The sequence below is a fragment of the Jiella sp. M17.18 genome (assembly GCF_041027365.1).
Lineage (GTDB): Bacteria > Pseudomonadota > Alphaproteobacteria > Rhizobiales > Rhizobiaceae > VKMB-3413.
In genome coordinates, this window is sequence record NZ_JBFTEH010000016.1 from 24,018 (window position 1) to 46,958 (window position 22,941).

Below are 22,941 nucleotides of genomic sequence, written 5' to 3' on the forward strand. Positions count from 1 at the left end.
TTCGCGCCGCATGGCAGGACGGAAAAAGGGTGGGCGCCCAGCGAATTCGGGAGGATCGGCGATGTCGTGTCGGATGACCGTTGCGGCGGTGCTTATGGGATGCCTGTCGGCTGGCGGCGCCGCGCAGGCGCAGGGGATGATGCGCGGGCTCGACATGACCTCGCCGCGCATGACGAAGGCGGAGATGACGCGGAATGAGGTCGCGGCGGTGCTCGAGCGGGCGACCAAGGACGCGCCGGCCGATTTCAGCCGCAAGGCGCTGAACGGCCTCGACCTCACAGGGCTCGACTTCGACGGCGCGCTGTTCACCGCCGCGACCATCAACGGCACGGACTTCTCCGGCGACAGTATGGTCGGCGCGAAGCTCGACCAGGCCTGGGGCCTGAAGGCGAACTTCTCCGGCGCGAACCTCCCGAAGGCGAGCCTGTTCCAAGCGCAGATGATGGGGGCGGACTTCACCGGCGCCAACCTGTCGGGCGCGCGGGTCGCGAGCGACTTCAGCCGGGCGAAGATGGTCAAGGCGAACCTTTCGGGCGCCGACTTCTCCGCCGACATGCGCAACCAGTCGATGGGGCTGATGCGCGGCGTGCTCGATTCCGCCGACCTTGCCGGCGCGAATCTCGTCGGCGCGAAGATGTCGCACGCCTCGGCCGAGTTCGCGAGCTTCAAGAACGCCGACCTGTCCGGTGCCGACCTGACGAAGATCGAGGCCGCCGGCGCCAAGTTCGCGGGCGCGACCGTCACCGGCGCGGACTTCTCCGGCGCCGACCTGCAGTCGGCCGAACTCGCGGGCATGAAGGGCGAGCCGAAGAACCTGACGAAGTGATCGGGGGAGCCGGAGAAATGTCAGCCGGCGCCTCCGTATTCTGTTGCTCCGGAGGGTGTTTGTCGGTCAGCCCGCCACGGAGCGCAGCCGCTGCGGGCGGATGGCCCGCGTCTCCGGGATGTGCGAGGGCTTCGGCTGCACCTCGGGCGGAACGAGATTGTCGAGGCTGTCGCGAATGTGGTCGATCAGTGCGGTGACGACGGGACCCTCGGCATTGCGGGCCCGCAGCACGCCGATCTGCGTATCCGGCAGCGTCGGGAAGCCGTCATATTCGCCGAGGATGCGCATGCCGGGCCTGAGCGCGCATTCCGGCAGGACGCTGATCGCGAGGCCCGCGAGCACCGCCGAGGCGACGATCTGCGCCGACCAGGACGTGAACAGCACCTTGTAGCGCCGCCCCATCGCGTCGAGCGCCTGCATGCCCTGCGCCCGCCACATGCAGTCCTGGCGCCCGAGCGCCAGCGGCAGCACCGGCGCGTGATGGATGTCGTGGGCAGCGGAGGTGACGAAGTGCAGCGGCTCGCGGCGCACCGTCTCGAGCGGCATCCGGTTGTGGTCGCAATCGGAGACGAGGGCGACGTCGAGGCGGCCGCGCTCGATGTGCTCCATCAGGTTGAGCGAAGGCTCGCAGGCGATCTCCAGTTCGACCAGCGGATTGGAGCGCGAGAACCGCGCCAAGATCTCCGGCAGGAAGCGCTCGGCATAGTCGTCCGGCAGCCCGATCCGCACATGCCCCTGCATCGCTTCCTGGTCGAAGGCCGACAGGGTCTCCTGGCTGAGCGTCAGCATGCGCCGGGCATAGGCGAGAAGGCGCGAGCCGTCGTCGGTGATGCGGATCGTGCGGCCGGTGCGTTCGAACAGCGACACGCCGAGCCGCTCCTCCAGCCGGCGCATCTGCATGGACACCGCCGATTGCGTCTTGAAGACGTCGTCGGCCGCCTTGGTGAAGCTGCCGGCGTCGACGATGGCGACGAAGGTGCGGAGCTGGTCCAGATCGAGCGGCGAAGTCATGGCAGCGTCCATCAGGATTGATGATGCCACACATTACTAACATTCGTTGGAGTTATCAATCAGGCCGATCTACCTTCATCCTCGTCAGGAACAACTCAGGGGGCGCCAGGACCCGCCGGCCATTGCGGCCGTGCGGCGAGCGCTCCCGCTTTTTCCCGGCGTCAGATGGCTGCGAAAGGAGATCAAGCCATGACGATCACAGCGAGACCCCGTACCCCCGTCGCCCTTGCCGGCCCGCTGTCCAACCTGCGCATCCTCGCCGAGGCTGCCCGCGCGATCGTCAAGGCGATGCTCCACCGCCGCCAGGTGAAAAGGCTGGCCGACATGCCGGACTACCTGCTGAAGGATGTCGGGATCCGGCGCGACGACATCTACGAGGCCCTCCACACCGACTGGCAGGAGGATCCGTCCTACCGCCTGGCGCTGAGCGCCGCGCGCCGGCGTTGCGGCTTCATGGACTGAGCACCGAGCACCCGAGGGCAGGGCCGCTGCCGCCGCGGTGGCCGGCTCTCCTGGCGGCGCCGGTCGGGGAAACCCGGCCGGCGCATTTTGTTTGCGCGCGGCGGATAGGGGCCGATCGCTCCGGCGGGAGACTCGTCACCTGCGAGACCGCGGCCGGCCTCTGTGCCGAGACGAGTCAGCCGTCCTCGCGCTTCCTGTCGTCCAGCGGCTGGCGGCCGAAGATCGCCATCATCTGCCGGGCATATTCTTCCTGAAGCGCCAGGGACGCGCGGGCGAAGTCCGGGGCCTCGGCGGTGCGCGGCTTCGCCTCCGCCTGCGACGGCTCGCCGGAAGCGGGCTTCGGGGGCGCGCCCGTCTCCGCCCGGATGCCGGATGACGCGGCGGCGGGACCCTCCGCCCGGCCCGCGTCCGGGGAGTCCCAGCCGCGCAGGAAGGCGCGGGTCATGGCGTCCCATTCGGCAAAACCGGGAAGTCCGGCCGCCGCAGAGGCGTCGCCGGCGCCCGCCGTTGCCGCCCGACCCGCCTGCGCCGGACGGGCCTCCGGCGGAAGCCACGGCACGCTTCCGTTCAGAGCGTCGGAAAACAGCTTCTGCAGATAGTCTGCGCCCGGCATCTGCGGCGCGCCGGACGGGCGCGGCCGCGGCTGGTCGGACGGGCGACCCATCGCCTCCACGGCGTTGGCGCTCCGCCGCATCATCTCGGCCATGAGCGCCGGCAGATTGCCTTCGGCGAGACCCGCCGGCTGGTTCCGCGCCATGTTGGTCAGCATCATCTTCAGCATGGTCTCGATCGTCATGATCGACAGGTTGCGCATCAGCTGCTCGACCATGTCCGGCGCGACGCCGATGATCAGCGAGACCTGCCGCGCGACGGCAGCGACGATGTCCTGCGAGCCGAACAGCGTTCCGGCGAGATCCTTTGCGGCGGGGCTTCTTGCCGTCTCCGGCGCGGTGGCGGGGAAGGCGCCGCGCATGAACGGCAGGAAACGCTGCGAGAGTTCGCTCCAGGCGGCCGGGTCGACCATCATCCGCTGCAGGGCGAGAGCGAAGGCCGGCGCCAGCGCATCGGCGGTCTTGCGCATCTCCTGGTGGCTGAGATTGAACGCGCCGGCGAGACGGTCCGCGCCGAGACCGGAATCGCTCGCGGTGAGCCAGTCGAAGAAATCGGTCATGCTCAGCTCGATCCTGTGCCCTGCGACGCATCGCGCCACATCACGGCCGTTCTGTCAAAGCTGGTGCAGTTCCGCGGGCTTGCCAGGGCTCTTGCCGGCATCGGCCGTCGACGAGTCGAGCCCGCTTCGCTAGGGGCCGGAGAGCGAAGCCCGGCAGCCCGGCGTCAGTAGGTCAGGTGCTTGAACACCCGCTCCATCGAGCGATCCCACTGCTCCTCGTAGAGCCGCACGAGTTCCTCGCCCGAGGTCGTGCCGCGGGCGACGACTTCCTCCAGCGGCGCCAGGAAGAAGCTCTCGTCGTTGCCTTCCTCGTTGCGGCGGTCGCGGGCGACGAGGCCCTGCCGCGCGAGCTTGACCGTCTCGCGGGCGAGGTCGAGCACCGAGCCGTCGCGGAACTTCGTGCGGAAGCCGTCGCGCGGCACGCTGGCGCGCATCGCCGAGACTTCCTCGAAGGTCCAGTCCTTGGTCAGCGCCTCGGCCGCATGGAGCGTCGCCGGGTCGTAGAGCAGGCCGACCCAGTAGGCAGGCAGGGCGCAGATCCGCCGCCACGGCCCGCCGTCGGCGCCGCGCATTTCGAGAAAGGTCTTCAGCCGGACGTCGGGGAAGAGCGTCGACAGGTGGTTGGTCCAGTCGCCGAGCTGCGGCTCCGGGTTCGGCACGCGCCCCTTCAGCGCGCCGTCCATGAACTGGCGGAAGGTGACGTCCGTCGCGTCGGTGTAGCGCCCGTCGCGGGTGACGAAATACATCGGCACGTCCAGCGCCCATTCGACATAGTCGCGATAGGAAAAGCCGGGCTCGAAGACGAAGGGCAGGAGGCCCGAGCGCTGGTTGTCGACGTCAGTCCAGACTTCCGAGCGCCAGGAGCACAGCCCGTTCGGCTTGCCCTCGGTGAAGGGCGAATTGGCAAAGAGCGCGTTCGCGACCGGCTGCAGCTTCATGCCGATCTGCATCTTGCGGCGCATGTCGGCTTCGGAGGCGAAGTCGAGGTTCACCTGGATGGTCGCGGTGCGCAGCATCATGTCGAGGCCGCGGGTGCCGACCTTCGGCATGTAGCGGCGCATGATGTCGTAGCGCGACTTCGGCATGATCGGCGTCTCGGCGAGCGTCCAGGTCGGCGACGACCCGATGCCGAGGAAGCCGATTCCGAGTTCCTTGCCCACGGCTCGCACCTGCGCGAGGTGCTGATTCGATTCGCGGCAGGTCGCATGGATGGTCTCCAGCGGCGCGCCGGAGAGCTCGAACTGCCCGCCCGGCTCCAGCGAGATCGCGCCCTGGCCGTCGCGCCCGTAGAGGCCGATGATGCGGCCGTCGTCGATGATCGGCTCCCAGCCGGACAGCGCCTGCATGCGCTCGAGCAGCTTGGCGATGCCGCGCTCGCCCGCATAGGGCACGGGCGAAAGGTCTTCGAAGTAGAAGCCGAACTTCTCGTGCTCGGTGCCGATCCGGAAGCGATCCGCCGGCTTCTCGCCCGAGGCGAGGTGAGCGATCAGGTCATCGACCGAGGTGACCGGTGTCAGATCGGTCGTATCGCGCGCCATGGTGAACTCTCGCTTTGTCCGCCTCGGATCGGCCGCTTCGCGACGGTCCGTTCCCATTCGAACCGGGTCGTGCCCGCAATCGCTGCGGAGCGCAAGATGGCTCCGGTTGACGGTGCGGCCAGTGGGACGGCGTCAGCCGCTCCGCCAGTCCCCGACCGCCGCCTGCAGCACGGCGAGGGCGGCGACCGCGGCGGTGTCGGCGCGCAGGATGCGGGGCCCGAGCGAGATCGGGGTGACGAAGTCGCAGGCCCGCAGCCGCTCGCGCTCCTGCGGGGAGAAGCCGCCCTCCGGCCCGATGAACAGGGCGAGCGGGCCGCGCGGCAGGTCCCGCAGGGTCTCGATCGGGCTCTCCGCATCCTCGCGCTCATCGCAGAAGACGATGCGCCGGGAGCCGTCCCAGCTCGCCATCAGCGCGTCGAACTTCACCGGTTCGCGGCAGCCGGGAATTGACAGGATTCCGCACTGCTCGGCCGCCTCGACCGCATTGGCGCGCATCCGCTCGACGTTCAGTCGCGACGCCTGCACATGCTGCGTCATCACCGGCTGCAGCACGCCGGCCCCCATTTCCACCGCCTTCTGCACCATGTAGTCGAGGCGGGCGTGCTTCAGCGGCGCGAAGAGGTAATGAAGGTCCGGGACGGGCGTCTGCGGCCGCAACTGCTCGCGCGGGATCAGCTCGGCCTTCTTCTTTGCCGGCTGGGCGAGCTCGCAGCGCCACTCCCCGTCGCCGCCGTTGAAGGCGAGGACGCTCGCGCCCTCCGCAAGCCGCATGACGGCGAGGAGATAGTTCGCCTGCGCCGGGCTCACGGCCACCGCAGCGCCTTCCGCCAGGCGCGCCTCGACGAACAGCCGCGGGCTCCTGAAGTCGTAGCTCGGCATCGTGCTCCCTTCTTCCTGCGCGCGGCTTCGCCGCACCCCGGGGTCCGTCTCCGGGCGAAACCTATCCCGGAAGCCTTCGTTGTCACGCGAAACCAATTTCCGGAAGGGACAATGCGCATGGACCTCAAGATCAGGGACCGCGTCGCCATCATTACCGGCGCCACCGACGGCATGGGCTTTGAGACGGCGAGGATCCTCGCGGAGGAAGGCTGCAAGCTCGTCCTCAGCGACCTCGAGATCGACCAGCTGGAGAAGGACGCGGCGGCGCTGCCCGGGGAGGTCGTGTGCATCAAGGCGGACGTGACCGAGGCGGCCGAGATCGACGCCATCGCCAAGGCCGCGCTCGACCGTTTCGGACGGATCGACATCGTCGTCCATACCTCCGGAATCACCGGCGCCAAGGGCGATCCGCTGGAAGTCACCGACGCGGACTATCTCGAAGCGTGGGAGATCGATTTCCTGTCGGCGGTGCGGATCGCCCGCGCGACCTTCCCGGCCATGCGCAAGAACGGCTGGGGCCGCTTCGTCTGCATCACCTCGGAGAATTCCGTGCAGCCCTATTGGGAGGAGGCGACCTACAACACCGCCAAGGCGGCGCTTGGCGCCTTCGTCAAGAACCTCTCCTACGAGGAGGCCAAGCACGGCATCCTCTGCAACACCGTCGCGCCGGCCTTCATCGAGACCGCGATGACCGAGGGTATGATGAAGCAGCGCGCCGAGAAGATGGGCGTCTCCTTCGAGGAGGCGGTGAAGACCTTCCTCGACGAGGAGCGCCCGGGGATCGCGCTGAAGCGCCGCGGCCGGGCGGACGAGGTTGCCGCCGCGATCGCGCTGATCGTCTCAGAGCGCGGCTCCTTCATCAACGGCTCGAACATGCGGATCGACGGCGGCTCGGTGCAGGCCGTGCAAAACTGATCGCCAGCCCTCGACCGGGGGAAGGCGGCCCCTCTTCTGACAGGTCGTTCGAAAGCGCCTCAGGCGGCTGCCGGCCCGCCGCGGCCGCCGTCCGCCGCTTCCTCGGCGGCGACTTCGGGCTCGGTCTCGGCCGGTTCCGCGGGCGCCGCCGCATCCGGGACGTTCGACGTCTTCCAGGCGATCTCGTAGACCTCCGAGCCGTGGCGGGCGAGGTAGCGCAGCGCGACGGCCGCCGCCGCGAGCCCCGAGGCCGCGCCGATGGCGATCGCGTAGCGCGGTCCGAAATGATCGGCTGTCCAGCCCGCGATCGGCGCGCCGACCGGCGTCCCGCCGAGGGTGATTGCCATGCGGATCGCCATGACCCGGCCGCGCATCGCGGGATCGGTCGACAGCTGCATCAGGCTGTTGCTCGAATTGGTGAAGGTGAGCGCGGCGAGGCCGATGAAAAGGAGCGAGGCGCCGAACAGCCCATAGGTCGGCATCAGCGCCGCGACCGCGCAGCCGGCGCCGAACCCGGCCGAGCCGATGAGGAGCAGGTGGAAGCCCGGTCTGTCCCTTCCGGCGGCGAAGAGCGCGCCGAGGATCGTCCCCACCGCCATCATCGACGTCAGCAGGCCGTAGCGCCCGGCGCCGGCATGGAACACCGTGACCGCCATGGTCGAGATGTAGATCGGGAAGTTCAGCCCGAAGGTGCCGATCAGGAACAGCATGGTCATGATGGCCATGAGGTCCGGCCGCTTGCGGACATACCGGAAGCCTTCGACGAAGCTGCCGCGCGCCCGCTTCACGCGGGTATTCTGATGGAGTTCGTCCTGCCGCAGGAAGGTCAGCGAGATCAGCACGGCGACGAAGGAGATGGCGTTGAGGAGGAAGGCCCAGCCGGTTCCGACCGCCGCGATCAGCAAGCCGGCAACGGCCGGGCCGATCATCCGTCCGGCGTTGAACGAGGTCGAGTTGAGGCCGACCGCGTTGGACAGGTCGGCGTCGCCGACGAGTTCGGCGACGAAGGTGTGGCGCGCCGGCGCGTCGAAGGCCGAGGCGCAACCGAAGCAGAGCGCGAAGAGGTCGACCTCCCAAAGCCGCACGAGCCCCGTGATCGTCAGCAGCGCCAGGCCGAGCGCGAGCACCGCCATCACCGCCTGCGTCGTCAGGAGCAGCTTGCGCCGGTCGAAATGGTCGGCGGCAAAGCCCGTCCAGNACGAGCCCCGTGATCGTCAGCAGCGCCAGGCCGAGCGCGAGCACCGCCATCACCGCCTGCGTCGTCAGGAGCAGCTTGCGCCGGTCGAAATGGTCGGCGGCAAAGCCCGTCCAGGGCAGGAGCAGGAGCTGCGGACCGAACTGCAGCGCCATGACGACGCCTACCGCCGAGGCGCTGTGGTCCGTCAGCACGGTCAGCACCAGCCAGTCCTGCGCCGTGCGCTGCATCCAGGTGCCGATGTTCGACACCAGCGCGCCGCCGGCCCAGACCCGGTAGTTGTAGACCTTCAGCGACCGGAAGGTGCCGCGCATCATCGCCGCCTCCTTCCCGGCCGGTCGGCTGAAGCCACGGTCATGCGCCCATCGCTTCGACCAGGGCGACGATCCCCGCCGTGCCGCCCGTCTCGCCAAGGCGCGGGAAGATCCGCTCGACGCTGTTGGCGTGGCACTCGGCCTGCATGTCGGTCATCGCGTCGGTCGCGAGCGTGACGTTGAAGCCGCTTTCATAGGCCTGCCGCGCGGTGGACTCGACGCCGATGCTGGTGGCGACGCCGCACAGGACGACCTGGGTCACCCCGACCGTCCGCAGGCGCGCCTCGAGATCGGTGCTGGCGAAGGCGCCCCAGGTGGTCTTGGACACCAGGATGTCGCTCGGCTGCCGGCCGAGTTCGGGCGCGAGATCGGCCCAGTCGTCGGGCAGGTTGGTCAGGCTTCGGTTCCGCTCGGTGCGGCCCGGGGCGCCGCCGGTGACGTTCACCAGCGCGACCGGCAGCCCCTTCTTCCGGAACGCCTGCGTCAGCCGGGCGGCGTTTGCGACGATGCCGTCGATCGGGTGGACGGTCGGATAGGACAGGATGCCCTTCTGCAGATCGATGACGACGAGAGCAGTGTTCGCGTCGAGCGTGGTGAGAGCCATGGGATGATCCTTGTCTGGATGGGGGGAGGTTGGAGAAGCTCGATCGAAGGGAGGGCGCCGCGGACATCCGCGACCGGACATTCTTCTGCGCTGCCGGGCTGACGCGCCGCGCCCTGAAGGAGGCGCGCGGCTCCCGTCCGGCGATGCCGTGGGCCGCCCGGGAATCTTGACGGACCGGATGCCGTCTCGTCGGCCATCCGGCACGCCGAAGTCCGGCAGCCGACCCGCCGCGACGCCTGCGTCAGCTGGTGTCGGCGAGGCGTTCCAGAAGGGCGACGGCGCGCGCCAGGTCCTTCTGCTCCGCGTCCGTCAGGGCCGCCTCGATGCGGCGCACGAGCCAGTCCTTCCGTGTGGCGCGGTTGGCCACCACCATCCGCCGGCAGGCGTCGGTCAGCGTCAGGATGGTCTGCCGCCCGTCGGCCGGGTCGGGCGCGCCCTCGACCAGCCCGGCGGCCTGAAGCGCGGCGACCGTCGATCCCATGGATTGCGGCCGCACCCCCTCCATCCGCGCCAGGGCGGAGACCGTTGCCGGCCCATCCCGCTCGAGCCGCACGAGCACGGCGACCTGCGACGGCGTGAGGTCGCCGGCGTTCGCCTGCTCGCGCAGCCGCCGCTTCAGCCGGCTGATCAGGCTGCGCAGCCGCTCGGCCAGCTCCGCAACGCTCTCCGACGATGTTCCGCGATCGACCATGCCCCACGATCGCAGATCAGAAGGAAAACTGCAAAGGCAATCTTCATATCTTCGGCAGGCGCAGACGAGCCCGCGGCCGGCGTGTCGGCGGTGGGCCAAGGAGCTTCGGCCGGTTGGCGCAGGTCGGAGGAAGCCGGAACGCGCCGGAATAAGGCAGAGAGCCGCGGCGGGGCTCGCCACCACGTTCGGCACGAGGGTGTCACCCATGTCTTGGGAACAGTCTGTTGCCTATGTGTCCGGGCCGGACAAAAAGCGGCTTGGTGAGCGCGGTGGGACTCGAACCCACGACCTACAGATTAAAAGTGACATCTGACGGTACTGATAGAAACCGAAACGAACACGAATAGCGGGCCGTACGCCTTGAAATTCAAGGCCCTCCGTGTTCTCTCTCGTTAGAGGCTGTTCGATCGAGTTTAGTCGTTCTGGAACCCTGTCGGAACCCCGGCCTCAGAAACCGAAAAAATATCGGTAGGTCGAGATGCCGCGCAAGAGCCTCACAACCCGCTTCGTTGAGACCGTCAAGGTCGAAACCCGCACCGACTTTTGGGACGACGTCGTCCGCGGGCTGGTGCTCCGAGTGTCGCCGACGGGCGTCAAGGCCTGGACCGTCGTCTACAGCCGGGAGGCAGACGGAGAGAAGCGCCGCGTCACCCTCGGCAAGTTCCCCGCGCTGTCGCTTGAGAAGGCGCGCCGCAAGGCATTGGATGCCGTGGCAGCGGTGTCGGACGGCTTGGATCCTGCCGGCGATAAGCGCGCGCGTCGTGAAGCCATGACGGTTGCCGAGCTCGCCGCTCTGTATGTTGAGCGCTACGCCAAGCGGAACAAGAAGAGCTGGGCGGAGGACGAACGAGTCCTGAGGGTGGATGTCCTGCCGGTGATCGGCCGCGCGAAGGCTGTGGCCGTAAAGCGCCGCGATCTGCTCGACATCATCGACGCGAAGGCTGAGGCCGGGAAGCTCACACAGTCGACGCACACTCTGGCGGTGGTGCGGAAGATGTTCGGCTGGGCTGTGGACGAGGAATATCTTGAAGTCTCGCCGGCCGCGGGGATCCGACCTCGAGCCAAGCCCGTCCAGCGCGATCGAGTGCTGTCGGCCGACGAGGTGCGGCGCATCTGGAAAGCGCTTCCGGATGCCGCGCTGCGGCCTGTCACGGTCGAGGTGTTTCAGCTCCTGTTCCTCACCGGCCAGCGAAGCGGTGAGGTCTGCGGATTGAGGCGGGGCGAGGTCGACGTCGATAGGGCGCTTTGGACAGTCCCCGGCGAGCGGACCAAGAACGCGCTGACGCATGTGGTGCCGCTGTCACCGGCCGCGCTCGCGATCGTGGAGCGGGCAATGCGACGGGTCGGAGACGAAGCCTCGGCGCCCCTTTTCACTCGCACCGGTGAGCCGATCGAGAGCAACGCCATCGCCAAGGCGGCGAAGCTGAAGCTCCAGATCCTCGACGAGCGGTGGACGCCCCACGACATCCGCCGGACCGTCGCGACCATGATGGGCGACATCGGCATCCTTCCGCACATCATCGAGGCGGTGCTCAATCACATCAGCGGTTTCCGCGCCGGTGTGGCCGGCACCTACAATCGCGCGCGGTATGAGCCGGAGAAACGGCGCGCGCTCGCGATGTGGGCCGAGCATCTCGACTCCGTCGTTGAAGGGCGCCCTCGGAAGGTCACGCCTTTTGCTGCGGGGAATGCAGCATGATCAGTTTCCTTCTACGCCGCTACGATGCTCGCACGATTGAGAATCTGTGTGCCGATCTTCCAGCGCATGCGCGAGACGAAGCGTGCGCCTTTGTCCAGAGCGCAGTGCTCAAATTCGGGATCGCTGTCGATTATGAAAATCGAGAGATCACAAAGGACTATCTCGAAGATTGGGGGCGGCGCCTGGCTGCAGTCCGCCTGACGATCCGAACGCTTGAGCAGAATCGAGCTTATTTCGTCTCGGCGGGCACTGATGAAGATGCGACCCTTAAGGGTCTCGCCCACATGGAGCGCGAGCTGGCGGCGATGATCGATCACTGGCGATCGCTCGACAAGTCGCGAGGGGCGACAAGTTCCGCCAAGCACGAGGCCCGGTTCATCGTCCAGATTGCGCACGTATGGGCGAAGGCTCACGGCATAGAGTTGGCCGAGCTCAAGATGTCAGAAAGCCGCGAAAATTCCGCCATGGCATTCATCGAGAGCGTCATCGAGCCGGCTTTCGCGGCGGCGAAGTCGAGGAAGCTGGATAACCTCCCCCGCCACATCAAAGAGACCGTGTACGAAACTAGGCGCCAAATTACCGCATAGTTCTGGTCACGGACGCATCCGTATCGGCCCTAACGTCTCCGTATCGCGAAGCACGGAGACAAACGCCATGGAACTAAAGAGCATAAAGGAAGCCTGCCAGATGCTGGGGGTGTCGCGCACGACCCTCTGGCAGATGGGGAAGGATCCAACCTTCCCGAAGCCGATCACCATTTCAGCCGGCCGTAAGGGTTTCGTTGCGTCGGAGCTGGAGGCCTTCATCAAGGCCCGCATCGCCGCACGCGACGCGGGGAGGGCGGCTTAATGTCCGGCTCGTCTCTCCCCGTCTCCCTCCGCGAGTGCGCCTCAGTTGGAAAGCACGTCGCGCAGCTTGCGGCGGAATTGGTCGAAGGTCTCGGCATCTGCCTCGCGGCGACACAGCGCAGCGCAAACACGATCCGCGAGGCGTCGAACCGGGCAACGCTCTGGCATTACGCCGACCACCTTCGGCAATACAATCTGATCACCCTTCGGTTCGGAGTTGCGGACGACCTGGCCCGCAGCCTCTCTGCCGCTCCGAACGACGAGGCCTATGCTGCCTGCGCTCGCGATATCCTCAAGATGCTTGAGTGCGCGGACGACATGCTCACGGGCCACTGCGATCCGTGGGTCCACGTCCGGCGCCGCAAGCGGTTCAAGGAATCGGTCCTCGGTGTTCTCGACGATCACGCCTATTTCCTCCGCGAGGCATTCATGATGGCGCAGGCGCTCGCTTCCGGCCACCTGCCGGAGGAAGCGGGTGCGGCATGAGCGGCGGGGCGGTGAAGCCCAAGAGGCTGAAATCCTATCCCGAGGCGCCATTCGTACAGCACTCGAAAGCCATGCTGGAGTCTGTCGCCTTTCGGTCGCTCGGCTGGCACGCCCGCAAGATCATGGACGAACTCGAGCGCGAACATCTCGCCCATGGCGGCCACCAGAACGGCCGCCTCATGAGAACGTGGGCGGACCTCAGGAAGGCCGGCGTCGGTAAGGACAGCATCTCGACCGGGCTCATCGAACTGGAGGCGCTCGGTTTCGTCGAGATCGTCCGGCAGGGCGGCCGGTCCGTCGGCGATTTCCATCAGCCGAATCTATACCGGCTGACCTATCTGAAGGCCCGCCTGCCGGACAAGGACGGGAAGCTGTCTGGCCGGGAATACATCACTGACGAGTGGTTCGACGTGCTCGACGAGGAGGACGCCGAGCGTCGCATAGCTCGCCGCAAGCAGCGTTGGGAAGAGGAGCACGGCCAGCGGGCCCGGCCGACGAAGCGTTCGGTCGCGGAGCCACAAGCGCATCACGGGAGGGCAGCATGAAAAACGCGTTTCCCAGTCCCGAAATCCGCCAATCCCCAATCCCGAAATCCGGACTGTCGATGGCGTTTCCCAGTCCCGAAATCCGGACTCCTGTCCCAGTCCTGAAATCCGGAACCCTATATAAATCTTGGCCGGAGTTCGCCCGATGAGCGCGCACGACGACCTGCCTCTGTTCGCGTGGCGTCCGCCCAAGTGCGCCGTCCTGCCGTTTCCGTCGAGGCGCCGCGTGGCCAAGATCCGGCAGACCGCTGACACGCTCATGGGAGCGAGCACCGAGAAGCAGATCGACCGCTACCGTCAGCAGATCTTCGATGGGATCGAGAACGCCTTCCTGCGTGTCGGCTTCGACGAGGAGACGGCCCGGCGGGAGCGTCAGGCCTTCGTCGAGGCCGTCGAGAACGAGATCCGCCGGCGCACCTATGGCGGCTGGAGATCGCAGCCGGACGAGGGCGCGTCTTGAACCGCCCCGAAAAGAAGGACCTCATCGACACGGCGCAGGCGGCTGACGAGATCGGCGTCAGCCCGGAGACCATGGCCCGCTGGCGCCGGGCCGGCTACGGTCCCAGCTTCCTGCAGCTTGGGCCGTCCGGTAGGAAGAAGCTCTATCTCCGTTCGGAGGTGCGAGCGTGGATGGCCAGGCAGATGCGCCGGCCAGAGCCGACAGAGTGAAGCAAGGACGTCGGCGCAGAACCGCGCTGACGTCCATCCACTTTTGGATGCGCCTCCAACCGGCGCAAAACTGCGCTCGCTGATCGAACCGTGTTCCTCGCGCCCTGTGGCGCTTCTTGACTACGTAAAGCGTCACCGCCGTCGCCCGAAAGCATCACGAATGCAATCAAGCTCCCCGTCACCGCGGGAGCCCCATGTCAGCACAGCACGAAATCGCCAAGCTCGATCGAGCGCTCGCCACGCGCGGCCAGCCCGTCGTGTTCAGGCGCGACGACTTCGATACCGGGCGACAGGACATCCCTGTCCGCGCGTTCCTCAAGGGCTTCGATCCGACTGAACTCGTCGGCGGCGTCGATCTCAACACCTCCCACGCCACGCTCAGCCCCAGCGACTTCGCCTCTTCCGGCCTCGTGCCGCAGAAGGGCGACAGCATCATCGCAGGCGGCCGCACACAGTACGTCGATAACGCCGAGATCCGGCGCATCGGTGATCAGGCCGTTCGCTTCGAACTGACGGTGACCGGCTGATGACCCGCCCCACCGCACGACAGCGAGGATATGACAGCAAGTGGGATCGCGCCCGCGCCGCCTTCCTCACCGCGCATCCGTGGTGCCGCCGCTGCGAAGCGCAGGGCAAGCTGCACCGCGCCACCGTCGTCGACCACATCGAACCCCACCGGGGCGACTACAAACTCTTCTGGAGCCGGAGCAACTGGCAGCCGCTTTGCCAGCCCTGCCACGACCAGGACAAGCAGCAGGTCGAGCGCCGGGGCTACGCCGCCCGCGTCGATGCCAGCGGCCGTCCCACCGATCCGCAGCACCCGTTCAACCGAGGCAGCGACGAGGAGCACGATCAGCAGCCGGCGAGCAGCCGCAGCAGCGAGGATGTGGCCGGCGCGCCACAGTGTGACAGGGGGGCATCAAAAGTCGCAGGGACTGGACCTCGCGGACCGGCCTGGACCCATCGCGCAGAATTAGTTTCGGGTCGCGGCCTCTGCGGGAGGGCCCGCTGATGGGTTTGCGCGGGCCGGGAGCGGCACGGCTGAAGGCCGCACGAGAGGCGCTGCCGACGCGCAAGAGGCGTCTGCCGTGGCAGAAAAAGGGTCTCGACAGAGCCGAGCGCATGCTCGCCTTCATCCGCTGGCTGCCGGTGACGAAAGGCAGCAAGGCCGGGAAGCGAATGCGCCTTCTGCCGGGACAGGAGCGCTTCGTCCGCGACGTCTACGGCGCCCTGCAGAAGGACGGCCGGCGGAAGGTCCGGATCGCGGTCAAATCCGAGCCCCGCGGCAATGGCAAGACCGGCCTCGTCGCCGCGCTGTGCCTGGGGCATCTCCTCGGCCCGGAATCGGAGCAGCGAAACGAGATCTATTCCGCCGGCATCGATCGGCAGCAGGCCGGCCTTCTCTTCGCCGAGATGGCGGCCGTGATCGAGCGGGTGCCGGAGTTCGCCATCCGCTGCAACATCGTCAAGTTCCACAAGCGGATTGAGGTGCTTTCCGGGCCCGGCGAGGGCTCGATTTATGAGGCGCTGAGCGCTGACGCGCGCCGCGCTCACGGTCTGGCGCCCGGGCTGTGGATCTTCGACGAGTTGGCGCAGACGCCGAACGCCGAGCTGCTCGAAAACCTCCGGACCGCGATGGGCAAGCGGCGCGAGAGCCTCGGCATCGTCATCTCGACGCAGGCCGCGACCGACGACCACGCCCTCAGCCGCTTGATCGACGACGGGCTCACCGGAATCGATCCGAGCATTCACGTCGACCTGACATGCGCGCCGGAAGATGCCGACGTGTTCGACCCGGCAGTGCTGAAGGCCTGCAATCCGGCCTGGGGCGTCTTCCTGGACGGCGCAACAATCCTTTCCGAAGCGGACCCGGCGCGCCGTATCCCCGCATTCGAGAGCCGGTTCCGGAACCTCCGATGCAACCAGCGAGCGGAGGCGAGGACTGACGAGCGGCTTTGCACGGCGGCGGTGTGGCGATTGGGAGGGCAGCCGGTGGATCGAGCTTCGTTGCGCGGTCGGACCGCCTATGCCGGCCTCGATCTGTCCGCGAAGGGCGATCTGACGGCGCTGGTGCTGGCGTTCCCCGACGACGCCCGCGACCCGAGTTATGACCTCCTGCCGTTCTTCTGGACGCCGCGGGACGCGCTCGCCACCCGCACCGCCACCGAACAGGACAGGTTCCGCGACTGGATTCGCGGCGGTCACCTGATCGAGGTGCCGGGCCCGGTCATCAAATACAGCTTCGTGGCGGCCGAGCTGACGCGCCTTGCCGAGGAGTTCGACATCGCCGTGGTCGGCTTCGATCGCTGGCGAATCGAGCAGTTCAAGGCGGACCTGTTCGACGTCGACCCCGGCTTCGACGTGCCGCTTCAGGAGTTCGGCCAGGGCTTCCAGTCGATGGGCCCGGCGATCGACTATTTCAGCGAGCTCGCGCTCTCCGGCCGGCTTCGGCACGGCTCGCACCCGCTCCTGACCGCCTGCGTCGCCGGCGCGATCACGGTTCCGGATCCTGCCGGCAATCTCAAGGTCGAAAAGGGGAAATCCAACCGCATGGGCCCGGTCCGCGTCGACGGCGCCGTGGCGATGCTGATGGCGCTCGGCACCGCTCACGGATTCGAGGCCGCGCCGAAGATCGACGTCAACGACTTCCTCTCCAACGCGGTGTTTGCCTGATGCTCGGACTATCCACCCTCGTGCGACGGTTCGGGCTGAAGCAGAACCGAATTTGGACGACGTTCTTCGGGACGGAGTCCTGGGCCGGCAAGGCGGTGACGCCGGACAGCGCCATGCAGATCGCGACCTTCTGGGCCTGCGTGCGCCTCATCGCGCAGCAGATCGCAACGCTGCCGCTGGGCGTCTACCAGAAGCGCACCGACGGCGGCCGAGACGTGGCGACGGCGCACCCGCTATCCGCGCTCCTCAGGGAGGCGCCGAACGCCGATCAGACGCCGTGCGAGTTCCTGGAGGGGATGACGGCGCATCTCCTCGTGTGGGGCAATGCCTTCGTCGAGATCTTCCGCGACGGCGACCGCATCGTCTCGCTGTACCTGCTCCGGCCGGATCTTATGGAGGTCTACCGCGATCAGTTCGGAGCGCTGCGCTACCGGCTGAACGATCCCCGCGGCGTGCGGGAGCTCGCCGAGGACCAAATCATGCACGTCCGCGGCTTCGGCTTCGGCGGCGACCTCGGCCTGTCACCGGTTGCGCACGCCCGGCAGACGCTCGGTGCCGCGATGGCGACCGACGAGGCCGCGGCGCGCACCTTCGCCAACGGCCTGCGGCCCGGCGGCGTCATCACATACGAAGGAAAGGACCTCCTCACGCCCGAGCAGCGGGCGCAGGCGAAGAAGGCGCTGATCGAGCCCTTCAGCGGATCCGAAAACGCCGGGAAGACGCTGCTCCTCGAGGGCGCGGCCGGCTTCCGCTGGCAAGACGTGAACATGCCTCCGAAGGACGCCGAGATGCTGGCGACCCGGGCCTTCCATATCGAGGAAATCTGCCGCTGGTTCGGCGTCCCGCCCGTGCTCGTTGGGCACAGCGCCAACGGCGTCACCGCCTGGGGCACCGGCATCGAAACGCTGATGCTCGGATGGCTGACCCTCGGGCTGCGGCCGTACCTGACCCGGATCGAGCAGGCGATCAAGCGGGCGCTCATCGCGCCGGCCGAGCGCCCGCGCCTGTATGTCGAGTTCAACGTCGAGGGGCTTCTCCGCGCCGACAGCGCCGGCCGCGCCGAGATGTATTCGAAGCTGATGCAGGTCGGCGCGATCACGCCGAACCAGATCGCCGACCGGGAGAACTTCCCCCGCTTCGATGGCGGCGACGTTCACCTCGTCAATTCCACCCTCGTGCCGCTCGACCAGGCCGGCCGCAAGCCCGCCCGCGTCCAGCCGGCGCCGGGCGATCCCATTCCGGAGGCATGAACATGGAGCGCAAGGAAGCCGCCACGAAGCACCGCGCCTTCGATCTGAACCTGAAGGCGAAGCCGGACAGCGCCGGCCACTTCTCGGGCTATGCGAGCGTCTGGGACGTCGTCGACAGCTACCGCGAGAAGGTCGCGACCGGCGCCTTCGCCGGAAGCCTGGCCGAGACCGCCGCCAAGGGCCGGACGCTGCCGATCCTGTGGCAGCACCGCACTGACGAGCCGATCGGCCAATGGGACGTGCTCCAGGAAGATCAGCACGGCCTCTATGGCGAGGGCACGCTGTGGCTCGACGAGGCGCCTTATGCGCGGCTCGCCAAGCGCGGCATGAGCGCCGGCGCGATCACCGGCCTATCCGTCGGCTACTACGTCAAGGACTCGTCCTTCGACGAGACGACCCGCATCCGCACGCTGAAGCAGGTGGATCTGGTCGAGGCGTCGATCGTCACCAATCCCGCCAACGACGAGGCGCGGGTCGACACGATCCGGGCCAAGCTCGCCGCGGGCGAGATCATCACAGAACGCGAGTTCGAGAAGCTCCTGAAGGATCGGGGTTTCTCGCGCTCTGACGCCGCTGCCATCGCCGACAGCGGGTTCAAGGCGTGGAACGCGGGAGCGGGCCGGCCTCACCAGGCGACCAACGCCGGACTTGGCGACCTCGCGAAGGCGCTCTCCGGCTTCTCCCTTCCCAGCTTCTGAGGACCAGAACGATGAATATGCATGTTGGAATGCGCGAGTTCGGGCGAAAGGATGCCGGCCAGCAGGTCGACGATCGCGCCGAGCTCAAGGACGTGATGACCGCGCTCGCCGCCCGCGATGCGCAGATCAAGGCCTTCGCCGAAAAGGCGCAGGAGGAGATCAAGGCCACCGGCCAGATGGCGGCCGAGACGAAGTCGGCGCTGACCGGCCTCGTCGAGCAGGGCACCGCGCTGCAGGCGCGCCTGACCGATGTCGAGCAGAAGCTCGCCCGGCGCGGCGGCTCCGGCGACGGCCCGGCGATGAAGTCGAACGGCGTGCTCTTCACCGAGAGCGACGACTTCAAGGCGATGAAGGCCCGCGGCGCCGGCACCGCCCGGATGAACGTCAAGGCGGTCACGTCGATCACCTCGGCCACGACCGGCACCGGCGGCGTCGGCGATGCCATCCGGCCCGAGCGCCTGCCGTACATCGTCACTCCCGGGATGCGGACCTTCACCATCCGCGATCTGCTCATGCCGGGCCGGACGGCGTCGAACGCGATCGAGTACGTGAAGGAATCGGGCTTCCAGAACAGCGCGGCGCCGGTCGCCGAGCTCGCCACGAAGCCGCAGTCGGACCTGAGCTTCACCCTCACCACGACGCCGGTACGCACGATCGCGCACTGGTTCCACGCTTCGAAGCAGGTGCTCGACGACATCCCGCTCCTGCAGAGCTACATCGACGGCCGCGCCCGCTACGGCCTCGCGCTCGTCGAGGAGGCGCAGCTTCTCGCCGGCGACGGCACCGGCCAGAACCTCCTGGGTATCGTCCCGCAGGCGACGGCGTTCGACTTCGCGAACCTCTCGCTCGCCGGTGACACGATGATTGATCGCGTCCGCCGGGCGATGCTGCAGGTCCGCAAGGCCCTGTATCGCGCCACCGCCGTGGTGATGTCGCCCACGGACTGGTCGATCATCGAGACCATGAAGGACAGCGAAGGCCGCTACATCATCGGCGACCCGCGCGGCGTGATCGAAAAGCGGCTCTGGGGCCTGCCGGTCGTCGACAGCGACGCCATCGCCGACGGCAAGTTCCTCGTCGGCGCCTTCAACATGGCGGCGCAGGTGTTCGACCGCGAGGATGCCAACGTCCAGGTCTCGACCGAGGACCGCGACAACTTCATCACGAACGCCGTCACGATCCGCGCCGAGGAGCGGCTCGCGCTCGCCGTCACCCGTCCCGAGGCCTTCGTCTACGGCAACCTCGTCGACGGCAACGCGAGCTGAGGGCCCGATCATGGCTAAGGTCGAGATCGAGGCCCTGCGGCCGTTCAACCGGCATGCGCACGGCGACCCGTGCGAGGTCGGCGACCGCTTCACCGTCAGCGCCGCGCGCGCTGACGAGCTGGAGCGGCTGAATCTCGCCCGTCGCACGGCCGCAGCGCCCAAGCCCGAAAACAAGATGCTGCCCGACCCGCCGACGAAGCGGGCAGCGTCCACGCGTCGATCCAACCCCGAAAAGGATTGATCCCCATGCTCACCGTCGTCACGGCCGCCACGGCCGCCAACCTGACCACGCTCGAAAGGGCGCGGGCGATGCTGGACTTCGCCCCGAACGAAGATGCGGCGGTGAGCACCCTCATTGACCAGGCGTCGCGCACGATCGCCGACTACTGCCGGCGGCCGTTCGGCGTCGAGATCCTGCGCGACACCTTCGCCGCCTTCCTGCGGGGCTCGTCGGTGCTCCTCAGCCGGTCGCCGGTGATCAGCATTTCCGAGGTGCTCGACGGCACCGATACCGTCGCCAGTGACAGCTACCGCCTGGAGTCTGAAACCGGCCTGCTGCACCGCGTCGATGGCGACTACCCGCGGTGCTGGGTGGGCCCGACCGTCACCGTCTCCTACACTGCCGGCTTCGTGCTGCCGTCCGATGCCGACGGCGCGCCGGCCACCACTCTGCCGCCGCCGGTCGAGCGCGCCGCCATCCGCCTCGTCGGTGCCTATCGGTCGATCGGCCAGCGCGACCCGCTTATCAAGAGCGAGACCACCGAGGGCATCGGATCGACGTCCTGGTGGGTGCCGGGCGCCGGCGCCGTGCTCGCCGATCCGGAAGCGGAGCAGCTCTTGCAGCCTTACCGGAGGCTGTTCTGATGCTGCAGCTCACCCCCGAAACCCTCACTTACCTGCGCACGGCGCAGCGCCAGGCGGAAGCGCTTGAGCGCCAGCGCAAGGCCATGAAGGTCAAGAAGGAGCGCCGCAAGCTCGGCCATAAGGTCTTCCTCCGGCTCGTCGAGACGACGGTTGCCATCCTGCGCACCGGCGAGCCGACCCGGTTCGAGTTCGAGGGTTCGTGCCGGCACGGCATCCGCCGCTCCCTCATTCTGGAAGAGTGGTCGTGGGCTGATGCCGACCATGCCGCCGCCGAAGTCGTGGCGAAGGCGCTGAACCAAATTGGAGCCGTGCGTCCGACTCTCATCGAAGGGCAGCCGGAGTATGCGGCGAACTTCAGCATTGAGCGGCATTGGTGCGCCCGTGAGAAGTGCGGGAAGATCATTCCGGAAGAGCGGCGCCTGCACTGGCGGACGAAGTACTGCAGTGACCTCTGTTCAGATGCCGCTTACCACGCCTTTGCATCTCTCTCAGGCGAGCGGAGGTCAGCCGCCGAATGGCTTGCGGAGTGCGCCCGGAGATCCGCGCAGTCAGTTCGTGAGCGTACGCTAAATTGCGAATATGAGCCGTGCGGCCGACCGTTCATAGGAGCGCGCTACGACTCGCGCTTCTGCAGCTACAGCTGCGCCAATCGGGCCGCAACGAAGCTGCCGGAGACCGCCTGCGCCAACCCCGACTGCGGCAAGCAGTTCAAGCCTACCATGGTCCAGGCTCGAGGGAAGGCCGAGCCTCAGCCGCAAAAATACTGCTCGCGAGCCTGTGCCGGCGCTGTCAGGCGCGGCAACCGCTCCACGTCGCGGACCTGTGCGAACCCGCCGTGCGGGGCAAACTTCCACGTCAGATTTCCCTCTGACCCGAACATCTATTGCTCGCCCTACTGCGTCCAGGAAGGCCGGAAGCTGAAGAAGCGCAGCGCCTTCCGCTGCGAGCCCGTGAGCGAGCCGCAGGAATGGGACTTCGACAAGAAGGAGGGCCGCTGACATGGCCACAGAGAAAGCCGCTCGCGAGATCGAAATCCGCAGATCTGTGGCCTTTTCGGTCGCCGAAATGGGCGCCGCGCTCTCGAACCTGCAGCCTTTGGCCGAGATGAAAGCCTGGCTGCAGCGCAGCACCGCCATGAGACCGACCAGCCAATTCAGCGGCTCCCGATCTTCGGTCGCTGAAACCGCCTGGCGGCGCCCGATCGCCGTCGGGCACACCGAACGGAGACCCTGAGATGGCCTTGCCAGCATTCAAGATCGAGCCGGAGAAGCCACCGGCAAACGACAATCGTTCGGCGCGTTTCGCGTCATTCGCTTCCGGCTTTCAGTCCGGATCCCCGGTCGTGGGCGGTCTGCAAGGTGCCCTTGCGGGGCTCGCGACCGGCGACCCCATAAGCGCCGTGGTCGGGTGTCCCGCCGGCAAGATCGGGCGAATCAACTTCGAAAAGAGGAACGGCGATGAGCGCGCTCAATCTGATCATCGGGCGTGAACGCGCCTTTCTCCTAACGGATAGCCTCCTCTATCTGGCGTCAGGCGAAGTGACCGGGTTTGCGCGGAAATGCGAGATTGCGCCAAAGGCGAAAATCGCCGTAGCAGCGCGCGGCGACCACCGCCTTCCGCTGTCATTCGCGCTTGCCGTGGACGACGATTACGGCTGCATCGACGACCTCATTGCGGATGCCGGCGAGGGAGTGTTTTGGCGCTACAGCGCGACGCTTCAGCGCTTCAATGATCGCCTCCACCTCGATTTCATGCAGCAACTGGCTTTTGCCGGTTGGTCACAAGCCGAGGGGCGGCCGATGGGCGTTTCGATGATTCTTGGCCAGGACGAAAGCTTTGAGGTGGTTCGGGACGGGATCGCATCTCCGCTTCCTGGACCGGCAGAGCTTGATCAGTTGCACGCGCTTGGCGCCGAGCCGGGTGAGGATTGGATGCCAGACACGTTCGATCCGATCCGCCATGGGCTGCCTTACCTCGAGGCGCAGCGCCGGATGATCATCGAAACGCGCTGGGGCGACGATGGGAACAAGGCGCACGTCATCGGTGGCGAGCTCACCCTGACGACCATTACGCGCGACTGCATCGATCAGCGGGTTATCCACAGCTGGCCGGACGAGATCGGCAAGGTGATCGTGCCGGAGCCGTTCGTCCAGCCGGCGCCACCGGCCGGGTCACGCCAGGCGCAGCGGACGACCGAACGGCAGGCCAAGAAGCTGAAGAATCGCGCTGTCCTCTTAAGCTTCTTGACTAACGAATGACATGACGGTTTCGACCGGCCTGCGGCCCATGTTGCGGTAGCCGAGGTGCGGGCGTTCGGTGTTGTAGTGGACGAGCCAGG

At 67.3% G+C, this 22,941-nt stretch carries 28 protein-coding genes and 2 pseudogenes; 22 read left to right on the top strand and 8 right to left on the bottom strand.

Going from position 1 to position 22,941, the window contains the following annotated elements; all coding sequences use genetic code 11:
* Nucleotides 1-61 precede the first annotated feature (61 nt).
* Nucleotides 62-826: a pentapeptide repeat-containing protein gene (locus AB5S17_RS21400; protein ID WP_369243220.1), complete on the top strand. Its 765-nt coding sequence runs from the start codon at nucleotides 62-64 to the stop codon at nucleotides 824-826.
* A gap of 66 nt (nucleotides 827-892) precedes the next feature.
* Here AB5S17_RS21400 and AB5S17_RS21405 read toward each other — a convergent pair whose 3' ends face one another.
* Nucleotides 893-1,837, bottom strand: coding sequence for a LysR family transcriptional regulator (locus tag AB5S17_RS21405; RefSeq protein ID WP_369243221.1), 945 nt, complete (start codon nucleotides 1,835-1,837; stop codon nucleotides 893-895).
* A gap of 189 nt (nucleotides 1,838-2,026) precedes the next feature.
* Here AB5S17_RS21405 and AB5S17_RS21410 point away from each other — a divergent pair, with 189 nt between their 5' ends.
* The gene (locus AB5S17_RS21410; protein WP_369243222.1) at nucleotides 2,027-2,299 is read left to right on the top strand and encodes a DUF1127 domain-containing protein; all 273 of its coding nucleotides are present in this window, start codon (nucleotides 2,027-2,029) and stop codon (nucleotides 2,297-2,299) included.
* 175 nt (nucleotides 2,300-2,474) lie between these two features.
* On the opposite strand, the gene AB5S17_RS21415 is transcribed toward AB5S17_RS21410, so the two are convergent.
* The 3 genes from AB5S17_RS21415 to AB5S17_RS21425 all read right to left on the bottom strand — a co-directional run bounded on the left by AB5S17_RS21415 (nucleotide 2,475) and on the right by AB5S17_RS21425 (nucleotide 5,887).
* Nucleotides 2,475-3,470, bottom strand: a complete 996-nt coding sequence (locus tag AB5S17_RS21415; protein WP_369243223.1) for a hypothetical protein — start codon at nucleotides 3,468-3,470, stop codon at nucleotides 2,475-2,477.
* Nucleotides 3,471-3,634: 164 nt separating this feature from the next.
* Entirely contained in the window at nucleotides 3,635-5,008 is a 1,374-nt protein-coding gene (locus AB5S17_RS21420; protein ID WP_369243224.1) for a glutamate--cysteine ligase, read from the bottom strand.
* 132 nt (nucleotides 5,009-5,140) lie between these two features.
* Nucleotides 5,141-5,887: a 16S rRNA (uracil(1498)-N(3))-methyltransferase gene (locus AB5S17_RS21425; protein ID WP_369243225.1), complete on the bottom strand. Its 747-nt coding sequence runs from the start codon at nucleotides 5,885-5,887 to the stop codon at nucleotides 5,141-5,143.
* A 117-nt stretch (nucleotides 5,888-6,004) separates the two neighbouring features.
* Between AB5S17_RS21425 and AB5S17_RS21430 the strand changes: the two genes are divergently transcribed.
* Nucleotides 6,005-6,802 carry an SDR family oxidoreductase gene (locus AB5S17_RS21430; RefSeq protein ID WP_369243226.1) on the top strand — a complete coding sequence of 266 codons (798 nt, stop codon included), beginning with the start codon at nucleotides 6,005-6,007 and terminating at the stop codon, nucleotides 6,800-6,802.
* Nucleotides 6,803-6,861: 59 nt separating this feature from the next.
* Here AB5S17_RS21430 and AB5S17_RS21435 read toward each other — a convergent pair.
* From AB5S17_RS21435 to AB5S17_RS21450, 4 genes and pseudogenes are all read right to left on the bottom strand, one after another.
* A pseudogene (locus AB5S17_RS21435) lies at nucleotides 6,862-7,983 on the bottom strand (MFS transporter); the annotation flags it as partial.
* A gap of 76 nt (nucleotides 7,984-8,059) precedes the next feature.
* Nucleotides 8,060-8,314, bottom strand: a pseudogene (locus tag AB5S17_RS21440) (MFS transporter); the annotation flags it as partial.
* A gap of 37 nt (nucleotides 8,315-8,351) precedes the next feature.
* Nucleotides 8,352-8,915, bottom strand: coding sequence for an isochorismatase family protein (locus tag AB5S17_RS21445; protein ID WP_369243227.1), 564 nt, complete (start codon nucleotides 8,913-8,915; stop codon nucleotides 8,352-8,354).
* Between the two features lie 241 nt (nucleotides 8,916-9,156).
* Entirely contained in the window at nucleotides 9,157-9,606 is a 450-nt protein-coding gene (locus tag AB5S17_RS21450; protein ID WP_369243228.1) for a MarR family winged helix-turn-helix transcriptional regulator, read from the bottom strand.
* A 478-nt stretch (nucleotides 9,607-10,084) separates the two neighbouring features.
* Between AB5S17_RS21450 and AB5S17_RS21455 the strand changes: the two genes are divergently transcribed.
* The 19 genes from AB5S17_RS21455 (at nucleotide 10,085) to AB5S17_RS21545 (ending at nucleotide 22,861) form a co-directional block, all read left to right on the top strand.
* On the top strand, nucleotides 10,085-11,305 hold the full coding sequence (locus AB5S17_RS21455) for a tyrosine-type recombinase/integrase (RefSeq protein ID WP_369243229.1): 1,221 nt from the start codon (nucleotides 10,085-10,087) through the stop codon (nucleotides 11,303-11,305).
* Nucleotides 11,302-11,892, top strand: a complete 591-nt coding sequence (locus tag AB5S17_RS21460; RefSeq protein WP_369243230.1) for a hypothetical protein — start codon at nucleotides 11,302-11,304, stop codon at nucleotides 11,890-11,892. The genes AB5S17_RS21455 and AB5S17_RS21460 overlap by 4 nt, the downstream gene beginning before the upstream one ends.
* Nucleotides 11,893-11,959: 67 nt before the next feature.
* A complete protein-coding gene (locus tag AB5S17_RS21465; RefSeq protein ID WP_369243231.1) occupies nucleotides 11,960-12,154 on the top strand; it encodes a helix-turn-helix transcriptional regulator in 195 nt (64 codons plus the stop codon).
* Entirely contained in the window at nucleotides 12,154-12,639 is a 486-nt protein-coding gene (locus AB5S17_RS21470) for a hypothetical protein (protein ID WP_369243232.1), read from the top strand. Before AB5S17_RS21465 ends, AB5S17_RS21470 begins: the two co-directional genes overlap by 1 nt.
* On the top strand, nucleotides 12,636-13,184 hold the full coding sequence (locus AB5S17_RS21475; RefSeq protein ID WP_369243233.1) for a hypothetical protein: 549 nt from the start codon (nucleotides 12,636-12,638) through the stop codon (nucleotides 13,182-13,184). The genes AB5S17_RS21470 and AB5S17_RS21475 overlap by 4 nt, the downstream gene beginning before the upstream one ends.
* 145 nt (nucleotides 13,185-13,329) lie before the next feature.
* Nucleotides 13,330-13,644, top strand: coding sequence for a DUF6074 family protein (locus AB5S17_RS21480; protein ID WP_369243234.1), 315 nt, complete (start codon nucleotides 13,330-13,332; stop codon nucleotides 13,642-13,644).
* Nucleotides 13,641-13,853 carry a helix-turn-helix transcriptional regulator gene (locus AB5S17_RS21485; protein ID WP_369243235.1) on the top strand — a complete coding sequence of 71 codons (213 nt, stop codon included), beginning with the start codon at nucleotides 13,641-13,643 and terminating at the stop codon, nucleotides 13,851-13,853. The genes AB5S17_RS21480 and AB5S17_RS21485 overlap by 4 nt, the downstream gene beginning before the upstream one ends.
* A gap of 194 nt (nucleotides 13,854-14,047) precedes the next feature.
* A complete protein-coding gene (locus AB5S17_RS21490; RefSeq protein WP_369243236.1) occupies nucleotides 14,048-14,380 on the top strand; it encodes a hypothetical protein in 333 nt (110 codons plus the stop codon).
* Nucleotides 14,380-14,865 (top strand): HNH endonuclease signature motif containing protein, encoded by a 486-nt coding sequence (locus tag AB5S17_RS21495; RefSeq protein WP_369243237.1) that lies wholly within the window; start codon nucleotides 14,380-14,382, stop codon nucleotides 14,863-14,865. The genes AB5S17_RS21490 and AB5S17_RS21495 overlap by 1 nt, the downstream gene beginning before the upstream one ends.
* Nucleotides 14,865-16,526, top strand: coding sequence for a terminase large subunit (locus AB5S17_RS21500; protein WP_369243238.1), 1,662 nt, complete (start codon nucleotides 14,865-14,867; stop codon nucleotides 16,524-16,526). Before AB5S17_RS21495 ends, AB5S17_RS21500 begins: the two co-directional genes overlap by 1 nt.
* Nucleotides 16,526-17,776: a phage portal protein gene (locus tag AB5S17_RS21505; RefSeq protein ID WP_369243239.1), complete on the top strand. Its 1,251-nt coding sequence runs from the start codon at nucleotides 16,526-16,528 to the stop codon at nucleotides 17,774-17,776. The genes AB5S17_RS21500 and AB5S17_RS21505 overlap by 1 nt, the downstream gene beginning before the upstream one ends.
* Before the next feature lie 2 nt (nucleotides 17,777-17,778).
* The gene (locus AB5S17_RS21510) at nucleotides 17,779-18,474 is read left to right on the top strand and encodes an HK97 family phage prohead protease (protein ID WP_369243240.1); all 696 of its coding nucleotides are present in this window, start codon (nucleotides 17,779-17,781) and stop codon (nucleotides 18,472-18,474) included.
* Between the two features lie 11 nt (nucleotides 18,475-18,485).
* Nucleotides 18,486-19,739, top strand: coding sequence for a phage major capsid protein (locus tag AB5S17_RS21515; RefSeq protein ID WP_369243241.1), 1,254 nt, complete (start codon nucleotides 18,486-18,488; stop codon nucleotides 19,737-19,739).
* Between the two features lie 10 nt (nucleotides 19,740-19,749).
* Nucleotides 19,750-19,980: a hypothetical protein gene (locus tag AB5S17_RS21520; RefSeq protein WP_369243242.1), complete on the top strand. Its 231-nt coding sequence runs from the start codon at nucleotides 19,750-19,752 to the stop codon at nucleotides 19,978-19,980.
* Nucleotides 19,981-19,985: 5 nt separating this feature from the next.
* Nucleotides 19,986-20,603, top strand: a complete 618-nt coding sequence (locus AB5S17_RS21525) for a hypothetical protein (protein ID WP_369243243.1) — start codon at nucleotides 19,986-19,988, stop codon at nucleotides 20,601-20,603.
* On the top strand, nucleotides 20,603-21,601 hold the full coding sequence (locus tag AB5S17_RS21530) for a hypothetical protein (RefSeq protein WP_369243244.1): 999 nt from the start codon (nucleotides 20,603-20,605) through the stop codon (nucleotides 21,599-21,601). The genes AB5S17_RS21525 and AB5S17_RS21530 overlap by 1 nt, the downstream gene beginning before the upstream one ends.
* A 1-nt stretch (nucleotide 21,602) precedes the next feature.
* Nucleotides 21,603-21,836: a hypothetical protein gene (locus tag AB5S17_RS21535; protein WP_369243245.1), complete on the top strand. Its 234-nt coding sequence runs from the start codon at nucleotides 21,603-21,605 to the stop codon at nucleotides 21,834-21,836.
* Nucleotide 21,837: 1 nt separating this feature from the next.
* Complete coding sequence (locus AB5S17_RS21540) at nucleotides 21,838-22,092, top strand: hypothetical protein (protein ID WP_369243246.1); 255 nt, start codon at nucleotides 21,838-21,840, stop codon at nucleotides 22,090-22,092.
* Nucleotides 22,061-22,861, top strand: a complete 801-nt coding sequence (locus AB5S17_RS21545) for a hypothetical protein (RefSeq protein WP_369243247.1) — start codon at nucleotides 22,061-22,063, stop codon at nucleotides 22,859-22,861. The genes AB5S17_RS21540 and AB5S17_RS21545 overlap by 32 nt, the downstream gene beginning before the upstream one ends.
* Nucleotides 22,862-22,941: the final 80 nt, after the last annotated feature.

Coding starts and splice junctions, on each gene's coding strand:
- AB5S17_RS21400 (WP_369243220.1), top strand. CDS start 62: ATGTCGTGTCGGATGACCGTTGCGGCGGTGCTTATGGGATGCCTGTCG.
- AB5S17_RS21405 (WP_369243221.1), bottom strand. CDS start 1,837: ATGACTTCGCCGCTCGATCTGGACCAGCTCCGCACCTTCGTCGCCATC.
- AB5S17_RS21410 (WP_369243222.1), top strand. CDS start 2,027: ATGACGATCACAGCGAGACCCCGTACCCCCGTCGCCCTTGCCGGCCCG.
- AB5S17_RS21415 (WP_369243223.1), bottom strand. CDS start 3,470: ATGACCGATTTCTTCGACTGGCTCACCGCGAGCGATTCCGGTCTCGGC.
- AB5S17_RS21420 (WP_369243224.1), bottom strand. CDS start 5,008: ATGGCGCGCGATACGACCGATCTGACACCGGTCACCTCGGTCGATGAC.
- AB5S17_RS21425 (WP_369243225.1), bottom strand. CDS start 5,887: ATGCCGAGCTACGACTTCAGGAGCCCGCGGCTGTTCGTCGAGGCGCGC.
- AB5S17_RS21430 (WP_369243226.1), top strand. CDS start 6,005: ATGGACCTCAAGATCAGGGACCGCGTCGCCATCATTACCGGCGCCACC.
- AB5S17_RS21445 (WP_369243227.1), bottom strand. CDS start 8,915: ATGGCTCTCACCACGCTCGACGCGAACACTGCTCTCGTCGTCATCGAT.
- AB5S17_RS21450 (WP_369243228.1), bottom strand. CDS start 9,606: ATGGTCGATCGCGGAACATCGTCGGAGAGCGTTGCGGAGCTGGCCGAG.
- AB5S17_RS21455 (WP_369243229.1), top strand. CDS start 10,085: ATGCCGCGCAAGAGCCTCACAACCCGCTTCGTTGAGACCGTCAAGGTC.
- AB5S17_RS21460 (WP_369243230.1), top strand. CDS start 11,302: ATGATCAGTTTCCTTCTACGCCGCTACGATGCTCGCACGATTGAGAAT.
- AB5S17_RS21465 (WP_369243231.1), top strand. CDS start 11,960: ATGGAACTAAAGAGCATAAAGGAAGCCTGCCAGATGCTGGGGGTGTCG.
- AB5S17_RS21470 (WP_369243232.1), top strand. CDS start 12,154: ATGTCCGGCTCGTCTCTCCCCGTCTCCCTCCGCGAGTGCGCCTCAGTT.
- AB5S17_RS21475 (WP_369243233.1), top strand. CDS start 12,636: ATGAGCGGCGGGGCGGTGAAGCCCAAGAGGCTGAAATCCTATCCCGAG.
- AB5S17_RS21480 (WP_369243234.1), top strand. CDS start 13,330: ATGAGCGCGCACGACGACCTGCCTCTGTTCGCGTGGCGTCCGCCCAAG.
- AB5S17_RS21490 (WP_369243236.1), top strand. CDS start 14,048: ATGTCAGCACAGCACGAAATCGCCAAGCTCGATCGAGCGCTCGCCACG.
- AB5S17_RS21495 (WP_369243237.1), top strand. CDS start 14,380: ATGACCCGCCCCACCGCACGACAGCGAGGATATGACAGCAAGTGGGAT.
- AB5S17_RS21500 (WP_369243238.1), top strand. CDS start 14,865: ATGGGTTTGCGCGGGCCGGGAGCGGCACGGCTGAAGGCCGCACGAGAG.
- AB5S17_RS21505 (WP_369243239.1), top strand. CDS start 16,526: ATGCTCGGACTATCCACCCTCGTGCGACGGTTCGGGCTGAAGCAGAAC.
- AB5S17_RS21510 (WP_369243240.1), top strand. CDS start 17,779: ATGGAGCGCAAGGAAGCCGCCACGAAGCACCGCGCCTTCGATCTGAAC.
- AB5S17_RS21515 (WP_369243241.1), top strand. CDS start 18,486: ATGAATATGCATGTTGGAATGCGCGAGTTCGGGCGAAAGGATGCCGGC.
- AB5S17_RS21520 (WP_369243242.1), top strand. CDS start 19,750: ATGGCTAAGGTCGAGATCGAGGCCCTGCGGCCGTTCAACCGGCATGCG.
- AB5S17_RS21525 (WP_369243243.1), top strand. CDS start 19,986: ATGCTCACCGTCGTCACGGCCGCCACGGCCGCCAACCTGACCACGCTC.
- AB5S17_RS21530 (WP_369243244.1), top strand. CDS start 20,603: ATGCTGCAGCTCACCCCCGAAACCCTCACTTACCTGCGCACGGCGCAG.
- AB5S17_RS21535 (WP_369243245.1), top strand. CDS start 21,603: ATGGCCACAGAGAAAGCCGCTCGCGAGATCGAAATCCGCAGATCTGTG.
- AB5S17_RS21540 (WP_369243246.1), top strand. CDS start 21,838: ATGGCCTTGCCAGCATTCAAGATCGAGCCGGAGAAGCCACCGGCAAAC.
- AB5S17_RS21545 (WP_369243247.1), top strand. CDS start 22,061: ATGAGCGCGCTCAATCTGATCATCGGGCGTGAACGCGCCTTTCTCCTA.